The sequence below is a fragment of the Parahaliea aestuarii genome (assembly GCF_008064635.1).
GTDB classification, from domain to species: Bacteria; Pseudomonadota; Gammaproteobacteria; order Pseudomonadales; family Halieaceae; genus Parahaliea; species Parahaliea aestuarii.
The window spans coordinates 890020-904876 of the sequence record NZ_VRYZ01000001.1 but is presented as its reverse complement, the minus strand read 5'-3'; the positions used below and the strand labels follow the sequence as shown (position 1 = coordinate 904876).

General features: G+C 63.9%; 13 protein-coding genes. 8 read left to right on the top strand and 5 right to left on the bottom strand.

All coding sequences use genetic code 11. The annotated features are described in order from the left end of the window. Positions 1-222 precede the first annotated feature (222 nt). Entirely contained in the window at positions 223-2883 is a 2661-nt protein-coding gene (gyrA, locus tag FVW59_RS04095) for a DNA gyrase subunit A (protein ID WP_148062927.1), read from the bottom strand. Between the two features lie 314 nt (positions 2884-3197). On the opposite strand from gyrA, the gene FVW59_RS04090 reads away from it, so the two are divergent. The 8 genes from FVW59_RS04090 (at position 3198) to FVW59_RS04055 (ending at position 10971) form a co-directional block, all read left to right on the top strand. After that, positions 3198-4538: a TRZ/ATZ family hydrolase gene (locus tag FVW59_RS04090; RefSeq protein WP_148062926.1), complete on the top strand. Its 1341-nt coding sequence runs from the start codon at positions 3198-3200 to the stop codon at positions 4536-4538. Continuing rightward, the gene (gene ubiG / locus FVW59_RS04085) at positions 4535-5275 is read left to right on the top strand and encodes a bifunctional 2-polyprenyl-6-hydroxyphenol methylase/3-demethylubiquinol 3-O-methyltransferase UbiG (protein ID WP_148062925.1); all 741 of its coding nucleotides are present in this window, start codon (positions 4535-4537) and stop codon (positions 5273-5275) included. The genes FVW59_RS04090 and ubiG overlap by 4 nt, the downstream gene beginning before the upstream one ends. Further along, on the top strand, positions 5272-5940 hold the full coding sequence (locus FVW59_RS04080) for an HAD family hydrolase (RefSeq protein WP_246139618.1): 669 nt from the start codon (positions 5272-5274) through the stop codon (positions 5938-5940). The genes ubiG and FVW59_RS04080 overlap by 4 nt, the downstream gene beginning before the upstream one ends. Before the next feature lie 39 nt (positions 5941-5979). Further along, positions 5980-6744, top strand: a complete 765-nt coding sequence (locus FVW59_RS04075; RefSeq protein ID WP_246139617.1) for a YciK family oxidoreductase — start codon at positions 5980-5982, stop codon at positions 6742-6744. Positions 6745-6925: 181 nt separating this feature from the next. Then, positions 6926-8254 carry an aromatic ring-hydroxylating oxygenase subunit alpha gene (locus FVW59_RS04070; RefSeq protein WP_148062923.1) on the top strand — a complete coding sequence of 443 codons (1329 nt, stop codon included), beginning with the start codon at positions 6926-6928 and terminating at the stop codon, positions 8252-8254. Positions 8255-8317: 63 nt separating this feature from the next. After that, positions 8318-9109 (top strand): glucose 1-dehydrogenase, encoded by a 792-nt coding sequence (locus FVW59_RS04065; RefSeq protein WP_148062922.1) that lies wholly within the window; start codon positions 8318-8320, stop codon positions 9107-9109. Positions 9110-9132: 23 nt separating this feature from the next. Continuing rightward, the gene (locus FVW59_RS04060; protein ID WP_148062921.1) at positions 9133-10629 is read left to right on the top strand and encodes a WS/DGAT/MGAT family O-acyltransferase; all 1497 of its coding nucleotides are present in this window, start codon (positions 9133-9135) and stop codon (positions 10627-10629) included. Between the two features lie 21 nt (positions 10630-10650). After that, positions 10651-10971 (top strand): 2Fe-2S iron-sulfur cluster-binding protein, encoded by a 321-nt coding sequence (locus tag FVW59_RS04055; protein ID WP_148062920.1) that lies wholly within the window; start codon positions 10651-10653, stop codon positions 10969-10971. Between the two features lie 24 nt (positions 10972-10995). On the opposite strand, the gene FVW59_RS04050 is transcribed toward FVW59_RS04055, so the two are convergent. From FVW59_RS04050 to FVW59_RS04035, 4 genes are all read right to left on the bottom strand, one after another. After that, positions 10996-12012 (bottom strand): MDR family NADP-dependent oxidoreductase, encoded by a 1017-nt coding sequence (locus FVW59_RS04050; protein ID WP_148062919.1) that lies wholly within the window; start codon positions 12010-12012, stop codon positions 10996-10998. Between the two features lie 137 nt (positions 12013-12149). Continuing rightward, complete coding sequence (locus FVW59_RS04045) at positions 12150-12914, bottom strand: SDR family NAD(P)-dependent oxidoreductase (protein ID WP_148062918.1); 765 nt, start codon at positions 12912-12914, stop codon at positions 12150-12152. Positions 12915-12963: 49 nt separating this feature from the next. Next, positions 12964-14037, bottom strand: coding sequence for a nuclear transport factor 2 family protein (locus FVW59_RS04040; RefSeq protein WP_148062917.1), 1074 nt, complete (start codon positions 14035-14037; stop codon positions 12964-12966). Positions 14038-14046: 9 nt separating this feature from the next. Continuing rightward, on the bottom strand, positions 14047-14781 hold the full coding sequence (locus FVW59_RS04035; RefSeq protein ID WP_187275742.1) for an SDR family NAD(P)-dependent oxidoreductase: 735 nt from the start codon (positions 14779-14781) through the stop codon (positions 14047-14049). Positions 14782-14857 lie beyond the last annotated feature (76 nt).

Sequence of the window (14857 nt, the reverse complement as noted above, 5' to 3'; positions counted from 1 at the left end):
ACCATAAACCGGTGGAAACGCGTTGTTGTATCGGGCCGGACTTGCAGGTGCATTCTCGGGCACCCTGTAGTCCGGCGCAATCCGCGGGGGAAGGGTTCTGTGACACGCCGTGAATACGTCCATGTAGGCTCGTGCTCGACATCCATGTCTCACACGGTCACTGCACCCTCCCCCCGCGAATTACACCTCGCGCCCTGCCAACGGCAGGTACGAGGCACATTTCTAGTCGTCGCCGGAGTCGTCTGAAGGACCGTCTTCTGCGGCATTATCATCGCTATCGACCGGAGTATCTGCCACGGGGCCAGTGGCCTCCACAGTCTCCGAAGCTTCCAGCGCCTCGATCACCTCTTCTTCGTCAGGTTCCTCGATGCGCTCGACGCCCACCAGGAATTCGCCTTCCTTGGTGCGGATGATGCGCACCCCCTGGGTGTTGCGGCCCAACTCGGAGACTTCGTCGGCGCGGGTGCGCACCAGGGTGCCCTGGTTGGAGATGAGCATGAGCTGGTCGCCATCGAACACCTGCACGGCGCCGACCAGGCTGCCGTTGCGCTCGGTGGTGGCCATGGCGATGAGGCCTTTGGTGCCGCGTCCTTTGGTGGGGAACTCGGTCACCGGGGTGCGTTTGCCGTAGCCGTTCTCGGAGGCGGTAAGTACACGGCCGCCTTCCTGGGGAATGATCAGGGAGAGCATTCTGTGCCCTTCGCCCAGGGTGATACCGCGCACGCCCTTGGCGGTGCGGCCCATGGCGCGGACATGGGTCTCGCTGAAGCGCACGGCCTTGCCCTCGGAGGAGAACAGCATGATGTCGTTTTCACCGTTGGTAATGGCGGTGCCGACCAGGACGTCGCCCTCTTCCAGCTCCAGGGCGCGCAGGCCCACGCTGCGGCGACGGGAGAAGTCGGGCAGCGCGGTTTTCTTCACGGTGCCGTTGGCGGTGGCCATGAAGATGTAATAGCCCTCGGTGTACTCGTTGACCGGCAGGATGGAGGTGACGCGCTCGTCGTCTTCCAGCGGCAGCAGGTTGACCATGGGGCGGCCGCGGGAGTTACGCCCGGCCAGCGGGATCTGGTAGACCTTGAGCCAGTACACCTTGCCCATGTTGGTGAAGCAGAGGATGTTGGCGTGGGTGCTGGCAATCAGCAGATGCTCGACGAAGTCCTCGTCCTTGACCGCCAGGGCGGACTTGCCCATGCCGCCGCGGCGCTGGGCCTGGTAGTCGGACAGGGGCTGGGTCTTGGCGTAGCCGCCGTGGGAGATGGTGACCACCCGGTCTTCTTCGGTGATCAGGTCTTCCACGGTGAGGTCGTGCTGGGAGGCGGTGATTTCCGTCAGGCGCTCGTCGCCGTACTCGGTGACGATCTCTTCCAGCTCTTCGCGAATCACCAGCTTGAGGCGATCGGGGTCGGCCAGGATTTCCAGGTAGTCGGCAATCTCCGCCAGCTTCTCGCCGTATTCGTTGAGCAGCTTCTCGTGCTCGAGGCCAGTCAGGCGATGCAGGCGCAGGTCGAGGATGGCCTGGGCCTGAACCGGCGACAGATAGTATTTACCATCGCGCAGGCCGTACTGGGGCTCGAGGTCATCGGGGCGGCAGGCGTCGTCGCCGGCGCGCTCCAGCATGGCGGTCACGTCGCCGGGCACCCAGGCCTGGGCGATCAGTTTTTCCTTGGCTTCGGCGGAACTGGGGCTGGACCGGATCAGTTCGATGACCGGGTCGATATTGGCCAGGGCAATCGCCAGGCCCTCCAGGATATGGCCCCGCTCGCGGGCCTTGCGCAGCAGGTAGATGGTGCGCCGGGTCACCACTTCGCGGCGGTGGCGCAGGAAGGCCTCGATAATTTCCCGCAGGTTCAGCACCTTGGGCTGGCCGTCGACCAGCGCCACCATGTTGATGCCGAATACGGATTGCAGCTGGGTCTGGGCATAGAGATTGTTGAGCACCACATCGCCCATCTCGCCCCGGCGCAGCTCGATCACCACCCGCAGGCCGTCCTTGTCGGACTCGTCCCGAAGCTCGGTGATGCCCTCGATTTTCTTTTCCTTGACCAGCTCGGCGATGCGCTCGATGAGGCGCGCCTTGTTCAGCTGGTAGGGAATCTCGTGGATGAGGATGGTGTCCTTGCCCTTCTTCTCATCCGTGATCACCTCGGCCTTGGCGCGCACGTAGATGCGCCCGCGCCCGGTGCGATAGGCCTGGATGATGCCGGCGCGGCCGTTGATGATGGCCCCGGTGGGGAAATCCGGCCCCGGGATGTACTCCATCAGCTCATCCACGGTGAGGTCGGGATTGGCCAGCAGGGCCAGGCAACCGCCGACCACTTCTCGCAGGTTGTGCGGAGGGATGTTGGTGGCCATGCCCACGGCAATCCCGGAGGAGCCGTTGACCAGCAGCGTGGGCACCCGGGTGGGCAGTACTGCGGGAATGCGCTCGGTGCCGTCGTAGTTGTCGACGAAATCCACCGTTTCCTTGTCGAGATCCGCCAGCATCTGGTGGGAGATCTTGCGCATGCGGATTTCGGTGTAACGCATGGCCGCGGCGTTGTCACCGTCGATGGAGCCGAAGTTACCCTGCCCGTCCACCAGCATGTAGCGCATGGAGAAGGGCTGGGCCATCCGCACGATGGTGTCGTAGACAGCGGAATCACCGTGGGGGTGGTATTTACCGATCACGTCACCCACCACACGGGCGGACTTCTTGTAGGCCTTGTTCCAGTCGTTGCTCAGTTCGTTCATGGCGAACAACACGCGCCGGTGGACCGGCTTCAACCCGTCCCGGACATCGGGCAGGGCGCGCCCGACGATCACACTCATGGCGTAGTCGAGGTACGACTGTTTCAGCTCGTCCTCGATATTGACGGGCAGTATCTCTTTGGCTAATTCACCCATTTACAGCGAATTCCTTCAGCGAAAAGCGAGGTTTTATTCTCGGCGCGGGAGCGGAGCCAGAGGACGCTGATGCTGGCCTCGGCCGGCATTGCACGGCCCCCGACGCAAACCCGCGATTATACGGAAGAACCCCTTCAGCCGCCATGTTTTTGCCGTTTTGCCCCCAACCCGGGGCGGCGGCGGGCCATTTACGGTTATACTGCCGCGCTGGCGCATTCGGCGCCGCAGGAAAAAGGCGCCGGCGCGGAACAGGCGCCTGTTTTTTAACCGATTATCGACCAGGTGCGGCCGCCCAGGCGCCCCGGAATGAGCACATGAGCAGCCCCGGCAAGATTGCAGACGTCCTCCTCCACCCCGACTGGATCATCCCGGTGCAACCGGCGGGAGAGGTGCTCACCGGCCACAGCCTGGCCATGCGCGACGGCCGTATCGTCGCCCTGGCGCCGCGGGCGGAGCTTGCCGGCTGGCAGGCACAGGAAGAGCTGGAATTACCGGGGCAAGTCCTGCTGCCCGGGCTTATCAATGCCCACGGCCACGCCGCCATGAGCCTGCTGCGCGGCTACGCCGACGACCAGCCGCTGATGCCCTGGCTGGAACAGCACATCTGGCCGGCGGAGGCCGCCCATGTCAGCGCCGAGTTCGTCGCCGACGGCACTGAACTGGCGATGGCGGAAATGATCCGCTGCGGCACCACCACCTTCAGCGACATGTATTTCTTTCCGGAAGCGGCGGCCGAAGCGGTGCAGGCCGCCGGCATGCGCTGCCAGCTGTCCATCCCCGTCATCGGCTTCCAGACCGCCTGGGCGCGGGATGCCGGCGAATGCATCAGCAAGGGGCTGGCGCTGCGCGACAGCCTCAAGCACGACGAGCGCATCAGCGTGGTTTTCGGCCCCCACGCCACCTACACCGTGCCGGAGGCCGACCTGGCACGGGTCGCCACCCTCGCCGCCGAGCTGGACCTGCCGGTCCAGATTCACCTGCACGAAACGGCAGCGGAAGTGCTGCAGGCGGTGGAGGCCACCGGCGAGCGCCCCATTGATACCCTGGACCGCCTCGGCCTGTTGAGCCCCCGCGCCCAGTGCGTGCACATGACCGATCTCGGCCAGCAGGACATCGAGCTGCTGGTCGCCACCGGGGCCCATGTGGTGCACTGCCCGCGCTCCAACATGAAGCTGGGCTCGGGGATCTGCCCCAGCGAAAAACTCCGTGCGAGCGGCATCAACCTGGCCCTGGGTTCGGACGGCGCAGCCAGCAATAACAGCCTCAACCTGTTCGCGGAGATGCAGGCCGCGGCCCTGCTGGCCAAGGTCAGCGACGCCGATGCCAGTGCCCTGCCCGCGGCTGCCGTGCTGGAAATGGCGACCCTCGGCGGCGCCCGGGCGCTGGGCATCGACGAGCAGGTGGGCAGCCTGGAAGTGGGCAAACTGGCCGACATCATCGCCGTGGATCTATCCGGGCCGGCCACCCAGCCGGTGCACAACCCGCTGTCGCAGGTTGTCTATGCCTGTAACGGCAGTGAGGTCAGCCACAGCTGGGTGGGCGGTCGCCCCCTGCTGCGCGACCGCCAGCTCACCACCATCAATACCAGCGCCCTCGCCAGCCGGGTACAGGACTGGCGCGGGCGCATCGCAACACACAGGAACAGTGCGGCATGAGCCAACAGCAAACTGAAACCCGGGATACGGCGGGGGCACAGAACGTGGACCCCGAGGAAATCGCCAAGTTCGAGGCCCTGGCGTCGCGCTGGTGGGATCGCAACAGCGAATTCCGCCCCCTCCACGACATCAACCCACTGCGCGCCAATTTCATCGACCAGCACTCGCCGGTCGGCGGCAAACGACTGGTGGATGTCGGCTGTGGCGGCGGCATCCTGGCGGAGGCCATGGCCCAGCGCGGAGCGAGTGTCACCGGCATCGACATGGGCGAGGCGCCGCTGGCCGTCGCGCGCATCCACCAACTGGAATCCGGGGTGGAAGTCGACTACCGCCAGAGCACGGCGGAGTCGCTGGCGGAATCAGAACCGGGGGCTTTCGATGTCGTGTGCTGCCTGGAAATGCTGGAACACGTACCGGACCCGGCCTCTGTCGTGGCCGCCTGCGCCGAGCTGGCGCGCCCCGGCGGCAGCCTCTACTTCTCCACCATCAACCGCAACCCCAAGGCCTTCGCCTTCGCCATTGTCGGCGCCGAGTACCTGCTGAAACTGCTGCCCGCCGGCACCCACGAATACAGCAAGTTCATCAAGCCTTCGGAACTGGCGGGCTGGATCCGCGACGCCGGCCTGCTGCTGCGCGAGACCACCGGCCTCACCTACAACCCGCTCACAAAGCACTACCGCCTGCACCCGACGGACGTCTCGGTGAACTACATGCTGCGTGCGGAGAAGCCCCTTTGAGCGCGCGCAAGCAGCCGCTGGAGGCGGTATTGTTCGATCTCGACGGCACCCTGATCGACACCGCCAGCGAATTCGTGGTGGTGGTGCAGGCCCTGCGCGCCGAACACGACCTGCCGCCGCTGGAAGAGCAGCGCATCCGCGCCTCGGTGTCCAACGGTGCACGGGCGCTGGTACAGCTGGCCCTGGGCATCGACGAATCAGCGGCTGAATTCGAGCGCAAGCGCCTGCGCCTGCTGGATCTCTACAGCGAGGTGCTCGGCACCACCGCCGTGCCCTACCCCGGCATTGCCGAACTGCTGGTGGAACTCGGCGAGCGCGGCATTGGCTGGGGAATATCCACCAACAAACCGCGGGCCTATACCGAGCCCCTGCTGGCAGCGCTGGCGCTGAGCCCCGCCGCCGGCAGCGTGGTCTGCCCGGACGATGTCAAAGAGCGCAAACCCCATCCGGAATCTCTCTACCTGGCCTGCCGCCAGCTCGGCTGCAGTCCGGCGCGCACCATCTACATCGGCGATCATCGCCGCGACATCGAGGCCGGCCGTCGCGCCGGCATGCGCACCATCGCCGCCCTTTACGGCTATATCGAGGCGGACGACGACCCCGGCAGCTGGGGGGCAAACGCCTCGGTTGCCTGCAGCACCGAGTTGCAGGGCCTGATCATTTAGCATGCAAAGTCCGGTTTGATGCCGGCTGCGAGGATTGTTTTGAACCCGACTACCACCGCTCCCGCCGATTACCAACCACGCCCCGACCTGCTTGCGGGCAAAAAAATCCTGGTCACCGGCGCCGGCGACGGCATTGGCCGCGCCGCAGCCGAGGCCTACGCAGCCCACGGTGCCACCGTAATCCTGCTGGGGCGCACGGTCGAAAAACTGGAAACGGTCTACGATGCCATCGAGGCCGCGGGCCACCCGCAGCCGGCGATCTTTCCGCTGGACCTTGCCAGCGCCGAAGAACCGTCCTATCGGGAACTGGCCCAGGCCATTGAGGAAAACTTCGGCCACCTCGACGGCCTGTTGCTCAACGCCAGCGTGCTCGGCGAACGTCGCCCGATCGACAGCGCCACCTGGAGAGCCTGGGAAGAAGTGATGCAGGTCAACGTCAACGCCCAGTTCCTGCTGACCCGCTACCTGCTACCCCTGTTGCAGCGTGCCCCCGACGCATCGCTGATCTTTACCTCCTCCGGTGTCGGTCGCCGCGGCAAGGCTTTCTGGGGCGCCTATGCGGTCTCCAAATTCGCTACCGAAGGCCTGATGCAGGTGCTGGCGGCGGAGCAGGAAAACACCTCCAGGGTGCGGGTAAACAGCCTCAACCCCGGCGGCACCAACACCGCCATGCGCCGGGCCGCCTACCCGGCGGAGAACCCCGCAAGCAATCCCGCACCGGCAGACATCATGCACGCCTACCTTTACCTGATGGGCGAAGACAGCGCCGGCGTTCACGGACAGGCCGTTAACGCCCAGGGCTGAGCGGGCGCACTGAGCAAGCCGGCGGGTATCTTCGCTCCCCTTACCGCCACTTCATAAAATACAATCGTCATTGTTTTTTTAAATACGCACTGATAATCTTGCTGCTTGATGTACGGAGCCCATAGCCGCCGGCTGCCTATACCGATAATTGAACTGGCCCAAAGCCAGCAGGAGCCAACCGATGACCAGCGCCCTATTACAGTCCGACCTCCAGTGCCCTCCCAAGCACCCGGAACCCGAGTTGCGAGGCTCGCCGGTAACCGCCGATCGCTATACCTGCCCGGACTATCTTCGCCGCGAGCTGCAGCAGATGTGGAACCGGGTATGGAACATCGGCGGGGTCGCCTACCAGATGCCGGATCACGGCGACTACCTGATGACAGAACTCGGCCACGAGTCCATCATCATGATGCGCCAGGAAGACGGCGTAGTGCGCGCCTTCCACAATTCCTGCCCGCACCGCGGCACGCGCATTACCGAGGCGCCAGAGGGCCACACCAAGCGCTTTCAGTGCCCCTACCACGGCTGGCAGTTCAATACTGAGGGCATTGTTACCGCGGTGCCGGACGAGGAGGACTTCCCCCAGGGCAGCCCCTGCGGCAAAGCGCGCCTCAAGGAAATTCGCTGCGAGGAGCGGTTTGGCTTCATCTGGTTCAACCTGGACGAAGACGCCCCCTCACTGAAGGACTTTCTCGGTGAAACCGTGGTGCAGGAACTCGAATCCTATCGCTGCGAGGAAATGGTGCGCGTGCTGGATATGACCGCAGAGGCCGAGTGCAACTGGAAGATCATCACCGACAACTTCAACGAGGCCTATCACGTCAAGACCCTGCACCCGGAGCTGATCCCCTATATTGCCGCAGACTACGAGGACTGCCAGTTCGACCTCCTCGAGAACGGCCACAATCGCGGCTGGTTCCCGGCCTTCCTGCCATCGAAGCAGTTCTCCTCTGACACCATCGATGAGCCCCTGGTGAGTATGGTGGCCAGCTGGGGTATCGACAGCAACGAATACATTGGTCGCGACAGCTGGAAGAAGCTGCGCGTCGATGTGCAGAACAGGAAACGCGAACAGAGCAAGGAAAAAGGCTACCTGCACTACGAGCACCTGGCGGACTACCAGCTCACCGATTACGTGATCTACAACATCTTTCCGAACAACGTCCTGACCGCGGGCCCCGATGGTATGCAGCTGCTGCGACCGCGCCCGCACCCCACCGATCCGGGCAAGTGCCTGTTTGATCACTGGTGGCTGGTGAACAAGGTCGAAGGCCAGGACACCACCCCCTCCCCCGCCGGTGGCCCGGACCTGCCGGTGGAAGACGCCGAGCACGAGTATGTCCGCTACGGCGAAAAGACCCTCGGCACCACCGCCGACCAGGACCTGAGCGTGGGCAATGCCCAGCAACGGGGCCTGGCATCGGCCGGATTCCAGGGCTACTACCTGCCTCACCAGGAGCGGCGCGTGCAGCACTTCCACGAGGTGCTGGATGATTACATGGCTGAGTAAATTGGCGACTATGCCGGCGCCTGTACCTGCGGGCCGGCATTCACCCGCTACCAGGCGCAAATAATGAACAATGACTCGCAGGCACTCCGCCCCCACGTCGACCGTCTGGCGGGGCACCACATACTGGTCACCGGAGCCGCGTCCGGACTGGGCCTGGCCATCGCCCGGCGGATTGTCGCCGAAGGCGCTCGCGTGGCAATTTGCGACCTGGACGCGGCAGGTGCGGAAGCGGCCGCGGAGACGCTGGGAGACATGGCGATCGCCATACCACTGGACGTGACCAGCGAAGGCGACTGGCAGCGCTGCTGCGACCAGGTTCGCAGCCAGTGGGGCCGGCTGGATGGCGTGGTCAACAACGCCGGCATTACCACCATGGGATCGATAGAGGAACTCGATGTCGCGGACCTGCGGCACGAGCTCGAAGTCGATGTGATCGGTGTCTTTCTCGGCTGCAAGGCCGGCATAGCATTGATGAAAACCACGGGAGGCTCCATCGTCAACATGTCGTCCGCGGCCGGGCTGAAAGCCGATCCCGACCTGGTGGGCTACAATTCCGCCAAGGCGGCAGTGACGATGATGACCAAATCCGTGGCGCTGCACTGCGCCCGTTCCGCATACGGCATCCGCTGCAACAGCGTACATCCCGGTATCATTCGCACGCCGATCGTGGACAAGGTCCTGTCCCAGGTCGAGGATCCCGAGGCGACACTCGCCGCTTTTCTCTCGGTACACCCGATAGGGCGTATGGGCACACCGGAGGACATCGCCGCAATCACCGCCTACCTGCTATCTGACGAATCGCGCTTCGCGACCGGGGCGGCTTTCTCAATCGACGGCGGTATGACAGCTCTGTAGCACAGAGAGGATGAGGTGTTCCCATGAACGAGAGAGTTAACGCTTCAGATGCGTCCTGGCTGATGATGGAGAGCCGCGAGCGCCCCATGCATGTCGCCACGCTGCTGATCTACACGCTGCCGACCAACGCCGGTGACAACTACATGCATGATCTGGTCGCAGCGCTGCGCGACTCAACAGACTTCGCCGACCCCTTCAATCGCCGCCTGCAAAACCCGGCACTGCGCGTACTCTCCCCACCGACCTGGATCCGCGACTACGACCTCGACATGGAATTTCACGTGCGCCATCACGCCCTGCCAAGACCGGGCGGCGAACGGGAGCTGGGCATGCTGATTTCACGCCTGCACAGTAATCCCATGGACCTGGCGCGCCCCCTGTGGGAATACCACGTCATCGAGAATCTGCAGGACAACAGCTTCGCCGTCTACTTCAAGATGCATCACTCCATGGTCGACGGTATCGCCGGCATCCGCATGCTGCAGCGGTCCATGTCCACCAGCCCGGAGGACGTGGATACGCCTGCCTTATGGAGCGCCCATGCCCCCAGCGCCGGCATGAAGCTGAAGCCGCATCGCTCTGTATTCCATACACTGCGTTCGCTGCCAGGCACTGTGGCGTCCTTCGCCAACGTCGGGCGCGGTCTCGTCAAGCTATTGCGCGCTTCGCAGCAGGCCGATGACCACGTGGTGCTGCCGTTCCAGACACCGGTCTCCATCCTCAATCACCGCATCCAGGGCCAGCGACGCTTTGCCACGCAGCTCTACCAGTTCGACCGCATCAAGCGCCTGTCTAAACTGGCCGAGTGCACGGTGAACGACATCATACTTGCACTCTGTGCGGGCGCCCTGCGGACCTTCCTCAAGGAACTGGGTGCGCTACCCGGGCGACCTCTTACCGCCGGCATTCCGGTGTCCCTGCGCACAGCGGATGACCAGGGAGCAGGCTCGGCCGTCAGTTTCATCATCGCCGACCTCGCCACCAACGTGGCCGACCCAATGCGCCGACTGCAGGCAATCGCCACTTCCACCCGGGGTGCCAAGGCGGTGCTGCAGGGCCTGCCACGTGATTCCATCGAAAAATTTTCCATGGCCCTTATGACGCCATACGGCCTGCAGATGATTGCCGGCCTGGAAGGCAGGACCCGTCCGGTCTTCAACGTCACCGTGTCCAATGTACCCGGGCCACAGGAACCCCTGTATTTCCGCGGCGCGCGACTGGAAGCCATGTACCCCGTTTCGGCGGTTACCCATGGGCAGGCGCTCAATATCACCTGCTACAGCTATGCCGGCACCATGACCTTCGGATTCTCCGGTTGCCGGGACACGCTGCCACACATGCAGAAACTGGCGATCTACACCGGCCAGGCGCTGGAGGAACTGGAAGCGATCTACCTTCCCCGTGCCAATCGCACAGCGGCAGCGTCCGGGGCGAAGAAAACGGCGGCCACCCGCCCTCGCCCCAAAGCCGCCAGCAGCGGTTCCGGCACGGCTTCAAGCACCCACAAAAAAGCGAACTGAACGACAGGATACGAACGTCACATGGTAAAAATCACCTACATTGAACACGATGGCAGAACCTTCGAGGTCGACGCGGAAATCGGCTCCACTGTCATGCAAACCGCTGTCGACAACGGCATCGAAGGCATCGTGGCCGAGTGCGGCGGCGCCTGCAGCTGCGCCACCTGCCACTGCTACATCGACGAAGCCTGGGTTGAAACCGTGGGTGAAGCCAATCAGCTGGAACAGCAGATGCTTGGCTTTACCGTGGAACCCAGGGACAACAGCCGCCTGGGCTGCCAGATTGATATTACCCAGGAACTGGACGGCCTGGTGGTTAGACTGCCTGAAGCCCAGTTCTAGGCGCCCGTCGGGCGCAAGACTTCCTCAATCGCCCAGCCGCACCAGGCACTTGCCGCGCGAACGGCCGTGCATCATGTCGCAGAACGCTTCTGGCACGCTGCCCAGGCCTTCATAGGTGTTCAGGAAGCCGCGCACCTCGCCCGCTTGCAGCCAGCCCATCAGCGCTCCCATGGCTTCGCCAAAGCGATCGGCGTAATCGGAAAACATAAAACCGGAGGCGGTGGCACGCTTGGTGATCAGTTCCCAGGCGTTGTAGACCGGTTCTGGCTGGTCGCGTTCGTACTGGGCAATTGCGCCACAGAGGACCAGACGCGCGCGCTCACGCAGGTGGCCAAGCGACGCGTCCAGCACACTGCCGCCGACATTGTCGAAGAAAATATCCAGCCCGTCGGGAGCAGCCTCCCGCAGCGCGGCGGGGAGATCCGGGTAGCGCTCCCGGCTGAGCGCGCGGTGATAGCCCACCTCCTCTTCCAGCCAGCGCGCCTTGGTCTCGCTGCTGGTCAGACCGATGCAGTAGCAGCCCTGCAGCCGCCCCAGTTGACCCACCACAGTGCCGACGGCACCGCCCGCGGCACTCACCACCAGCACCTCGCCCGCGACTGGACGGCCGACCTCCAACAGGCCGAAATAGGCGGTCATGCCGGTGGGCCCCAGGGTGGCCATGTACTCTTCCACCGGTACCCTCGGGTCGAGGGTGAGCGGGGAGCAGAGATCCGAGCCGTCCAGCAGGCTGTATTCTTCCCACGCGGTGCGCGCGTTAACCACAGTGCCCACCGGATAGTCGGCATGCTCGCTCGCCACCACCCGGCCGAGCACAATACTCTGCACCGGCGTTTCCAGCGCCATGCCCGGCAGATAGTTGTCCCCGGCGCCTTCATTCATCCACTGCCGGAACCCCGCATCCATCGACAGCACCAGGTTGCGCGTAACGAACTGACCGGGGTCAGGCTCTGGTACCGGGATATCCCGTATCGCGAAGTCTTCCGGCGTGATTTCGCCACGCGGGAAGCGCGCCAGCACGACAGCTTGATTACTGGTCATAATAAACCGTTACCCCATATCCGATTTAAATTCTTCGACCGTGAAACTGCGCAGGCTGCACGGACCGAACAGCGTGGCCTCAGCCCCGGCGATCTCGCGCGCCGGATCAGCGTTAGCATTCTGGTCACCGGCACGGCCTACGCCATCTCGTCGGGCGTGGGTATGCGACGCAGCGTCTGCCCGGCGGACACGTCGATCACCTGGCCAGTCACAAAGGCTTCGTCGGACAGCAACCACAGCGCGGTATTGGCCATGTCCTCCGTGGTCGGGAATCGCCCCAGGGGCATTTCCTTCAGGAAGGCCGCCTTGACACTGGGGACTTCCATATAGCCGGCGGTCATCGCACTTGGGGTAAAGCCCGGCGAGAGGGAGTTGACGCGAATGTTTTGCGGGCCGTATTCAACCGCGGCCACACGCACCACCTGGTCCGCGCCCTTCTTGGTGCCCGAATAGGCAGCCAGCCCCGGCGGCGCGAGGATCGCGGTCTGCGATGAGGCGGTGACAATGGAGCCCCCGTCTGGCATATGGGCCGCCATGTGTTTGATAAACAGGGCCGTGCCAATGAAATGTACATCACAGCATTGCTGCAGGGTTTCCCGGGTCATTTCGGCAATCGGGCCACCCGCTTCCACCCCGGCGAAGTTTATCGCCCCGTCCAGGCGGCCGTAGCTGTCCACGGCTCTTTGCGCCAACGCCTCGACCTGGGCCTCGTCACTGATATCGCAGGCCATGGCAATCGCGCCCAGGGGCTCGGCCACCGCCTTTACGCGGTCCTCCCGGCGCGCCGCCAGCACCAGTTTGGCGCCTTCGGCGTGCAAGCGCCGGGCGGTCGCCGCACCCATGCTGCGCTCGTCCGAAGCACCGATGATCACCACCACCTTGTCCTGCATTCTGCCGGCCATATTTACTCTCCTGTTGACCTGTGTCGTATTGCCCGGTTTGCCACGCGCATCACGCAGATTCCCAGAAACGGTACACCGGATCGTTCCTGCCGAAACAGCCGCGGCTGTCCAGGGCGGCGTACATGCCGTCGCTCTGGAAGCTGGTGGGCAAGTTCATGTTCCAGTCGGCCACGAAGGTGTGGCTGCGGATTTTCCAGCTGCCATCGCGTCGCTCGAATTCATTGACGTAGCGCCCGCCGGTGACAGTGTCCGTGCCGCCCGCTGTCATGTGCGCTATGACATAGGCCTCGCCCACCGCGTGTTCGCCCTCCACCTTCACCCACTCATTGGCGATCGAGTGAAAGCAACGCACCAGGTTTTCGCTCACAGAGCGGGTGATCTCGCGAGCGAATTCCGGCCCGGAGCCATTGAAGGCGCCCGATACCACGGTTGAATCCGGGAGGAAGATCGAGCCCAGCAATTCACTATCGGCGCGATCCACCCCGCGGGCGTAGGCCATTAACAGATCGTGCACGGCAAGCTTCGCCAGAGCCTCATCGAGCTGGGCATCGCGATTGTCGGCAGACATGGTTTTCTCCTGTGTTTTGATCCGTGCCAGTCCCAGGGCCAGCAGGGTGCGGCCGGGATCAGCCTCGGCGTGCCCGCCTCTCGGTACGAAGTTGGCTAGCAGGGCGGAGGTACCCGGCCAGGCGGACTGCCCGGGGCGATTGATGTTCCAGTCCATGACGTAGCGCCGGTGATCGAGCCGCCACTCCCCACGGCGGCGGCTGAGACGATCGAGGTAGCGACCGCCGATCAAGCGCTGCACCCCCTGCCCGTCTTCTTCGCCTTCAGCACAGGCCAGCACGTAAGTCTCGGAGAGAGCCCTCTCCCCGAGGATCTGTACCCAGGGGGGACTGCTGCGATGCAGGGTGACAGGCCCCTGGCGCTGGGCGCTACTCAGGATGGGGACAAATTCACTGGCCGCGCCCTTGAAGAAGCCGTAGTCGACTTCGCCATCGTCATGGTAGGCGGCGGCCAGCAGCCCTTCATCCGCCCGGTCGACGCCCTGGCTGTGCAGGGCGAGTGCCTGCCGCACACCCTGGACGGCGAGCAGGTTTTCACCGTCATACTGCGTTGCCATTGCTTCCTCCTAGGCCATCATGCCGCCACCGATGGTAAAGATTTCACCGTGGCAGTAAGGCGCCTCGTCACTCAGAATCCAGGCACCCATTGACGCGACCTCATCTGCAGTCGCGTAGCGTCCGAGCGAGGATCCGGCCTCCACCGCAGCCCGTACCTGAGTCGCCTCCAGACCACTGGCGGCCCCCATGCTCTGCTCCAGGGAGTGCGCCATGCGGGTATCCACCATGCCGGGGCACAGCACATTGACGCGAATACCCTGCGAACCGACCTCCCGTGCCAGGCAACGGCTGATGCCGACCACAGCGTGCTTGGAGGCGTTGTAGATTGAAGTGGTGGCGTTTCCCGTCAGACCGGCGATGGAGGAGACCATCAGGATGCCGCCTGAGCGGCCGCTCGCCTGCAGATGTTTCACAATCGCCTGGGAGCAAAGGAACATACCGCGCACGTTCACGTCGAAGACGCGCTCGTACTCGGCTTCCGAAAAATCCGCCACCATGGCGGCCCTGCACTCCACCCCCGCACCGAGAAACGCCAGATCCAGTGCGCCAAAGGACTCGACGGCGGCATCGATACAGGCCGCAGCGCCTTCGGCCCGCCTCAGGTCGACATCGACTCGACGCACCCTCTCGCTTTCGGCAAAGGACAGGGACTCCGTATTGAGATCAGCGGCTACAACGTTTGCCCCCTCATCCAGAAAGCGCCGGCAGGTCGCACTGCCGATACCCCCGGCAGCGCCTGTCACCAGAACAGTTTTTCCTTGCAACCCGGATAACATCGTTGAGGACTCCCATTCAGTTATGTCATTTATTGAACATCGG

What these genes read in the sequence shown, in the direction of transcription:
- FVW59_RS04040 (WP_148062917.1), bottom strand. Translation starts at nt 14,037, where the DNA reads ATGGCAACGCAGTATGACGGTGAAAACCTGCTCGCCGTCCAGGGTGTG.
- FVW59_RS04065 (WP_148062922.1), top strand. Translation starts at nt 8,318, where the DNA reads ATGAACAATGACTCGCAGGCACTCCGCCCCCACGTCGACCGTCTGGCG.
- ubiG (WP_148062925.1), top strand. Translation starts at nt 4,535, where the DNA reads ATGAGCCAACAGCAAACTGAAACCCGGGATACGGCGGGGGCACAGAAC.
- FVW59_RS04055 (WP_148062920.1), top strand. Translation starts at nt 10,651, where the DNA reads ATGGTAAAAATCACCTACATTGAACACGATGGCAGAACCTTCGAGGTC.
- FVW59_RS04045 (WP_148062918.1), bottom strand. Translation starts at nt 12,914, where the DNA reads ATGGCCGGCAGAATGCAGGACAAGGTGGTGGTGATCATCGGTGCTTCG.
- gyrA (WP_148062927.1), bottom strand. Translation starts at nt 2,883, where the DNA reads ATGGGTGAATTAGCCAAAGAGATACTGCCCGTCAATATCGAGGACGAG.
- FVW59_RS04090 (WP_148062926.1), top strand. Translation starts at nt 3,198, where the DNA reads ATGAGCAGCCCCGGCAAGATTGCAGACGTCCTCCTCCACCCCGACTGG.
- FVW59_RS04050 (WP_148062919.1), bottom strand. Translation starts at nt 12,012, where the DNA reads ATGACCAGTAATCAAGCTGTCGTGCTGGCGCGCTTCCCGCGTGGCGAA.
- FVW59_RS04060 (WP_148062921.1), top strand. Translation starts at nt 9,133, where the DNA reads ATGAACGAGAGAGTTAACGCTTCAGATGCGTCCTGGCTGATGATGGAG.
- FVW59_RS04070 (WP_148062923.1), top strand. Translation starts at nt 6,926, where the DNA reads ATGACCAGCGCCCTATTACAGTCCGACCTCCAGTGCCCTCCCAAGCAC.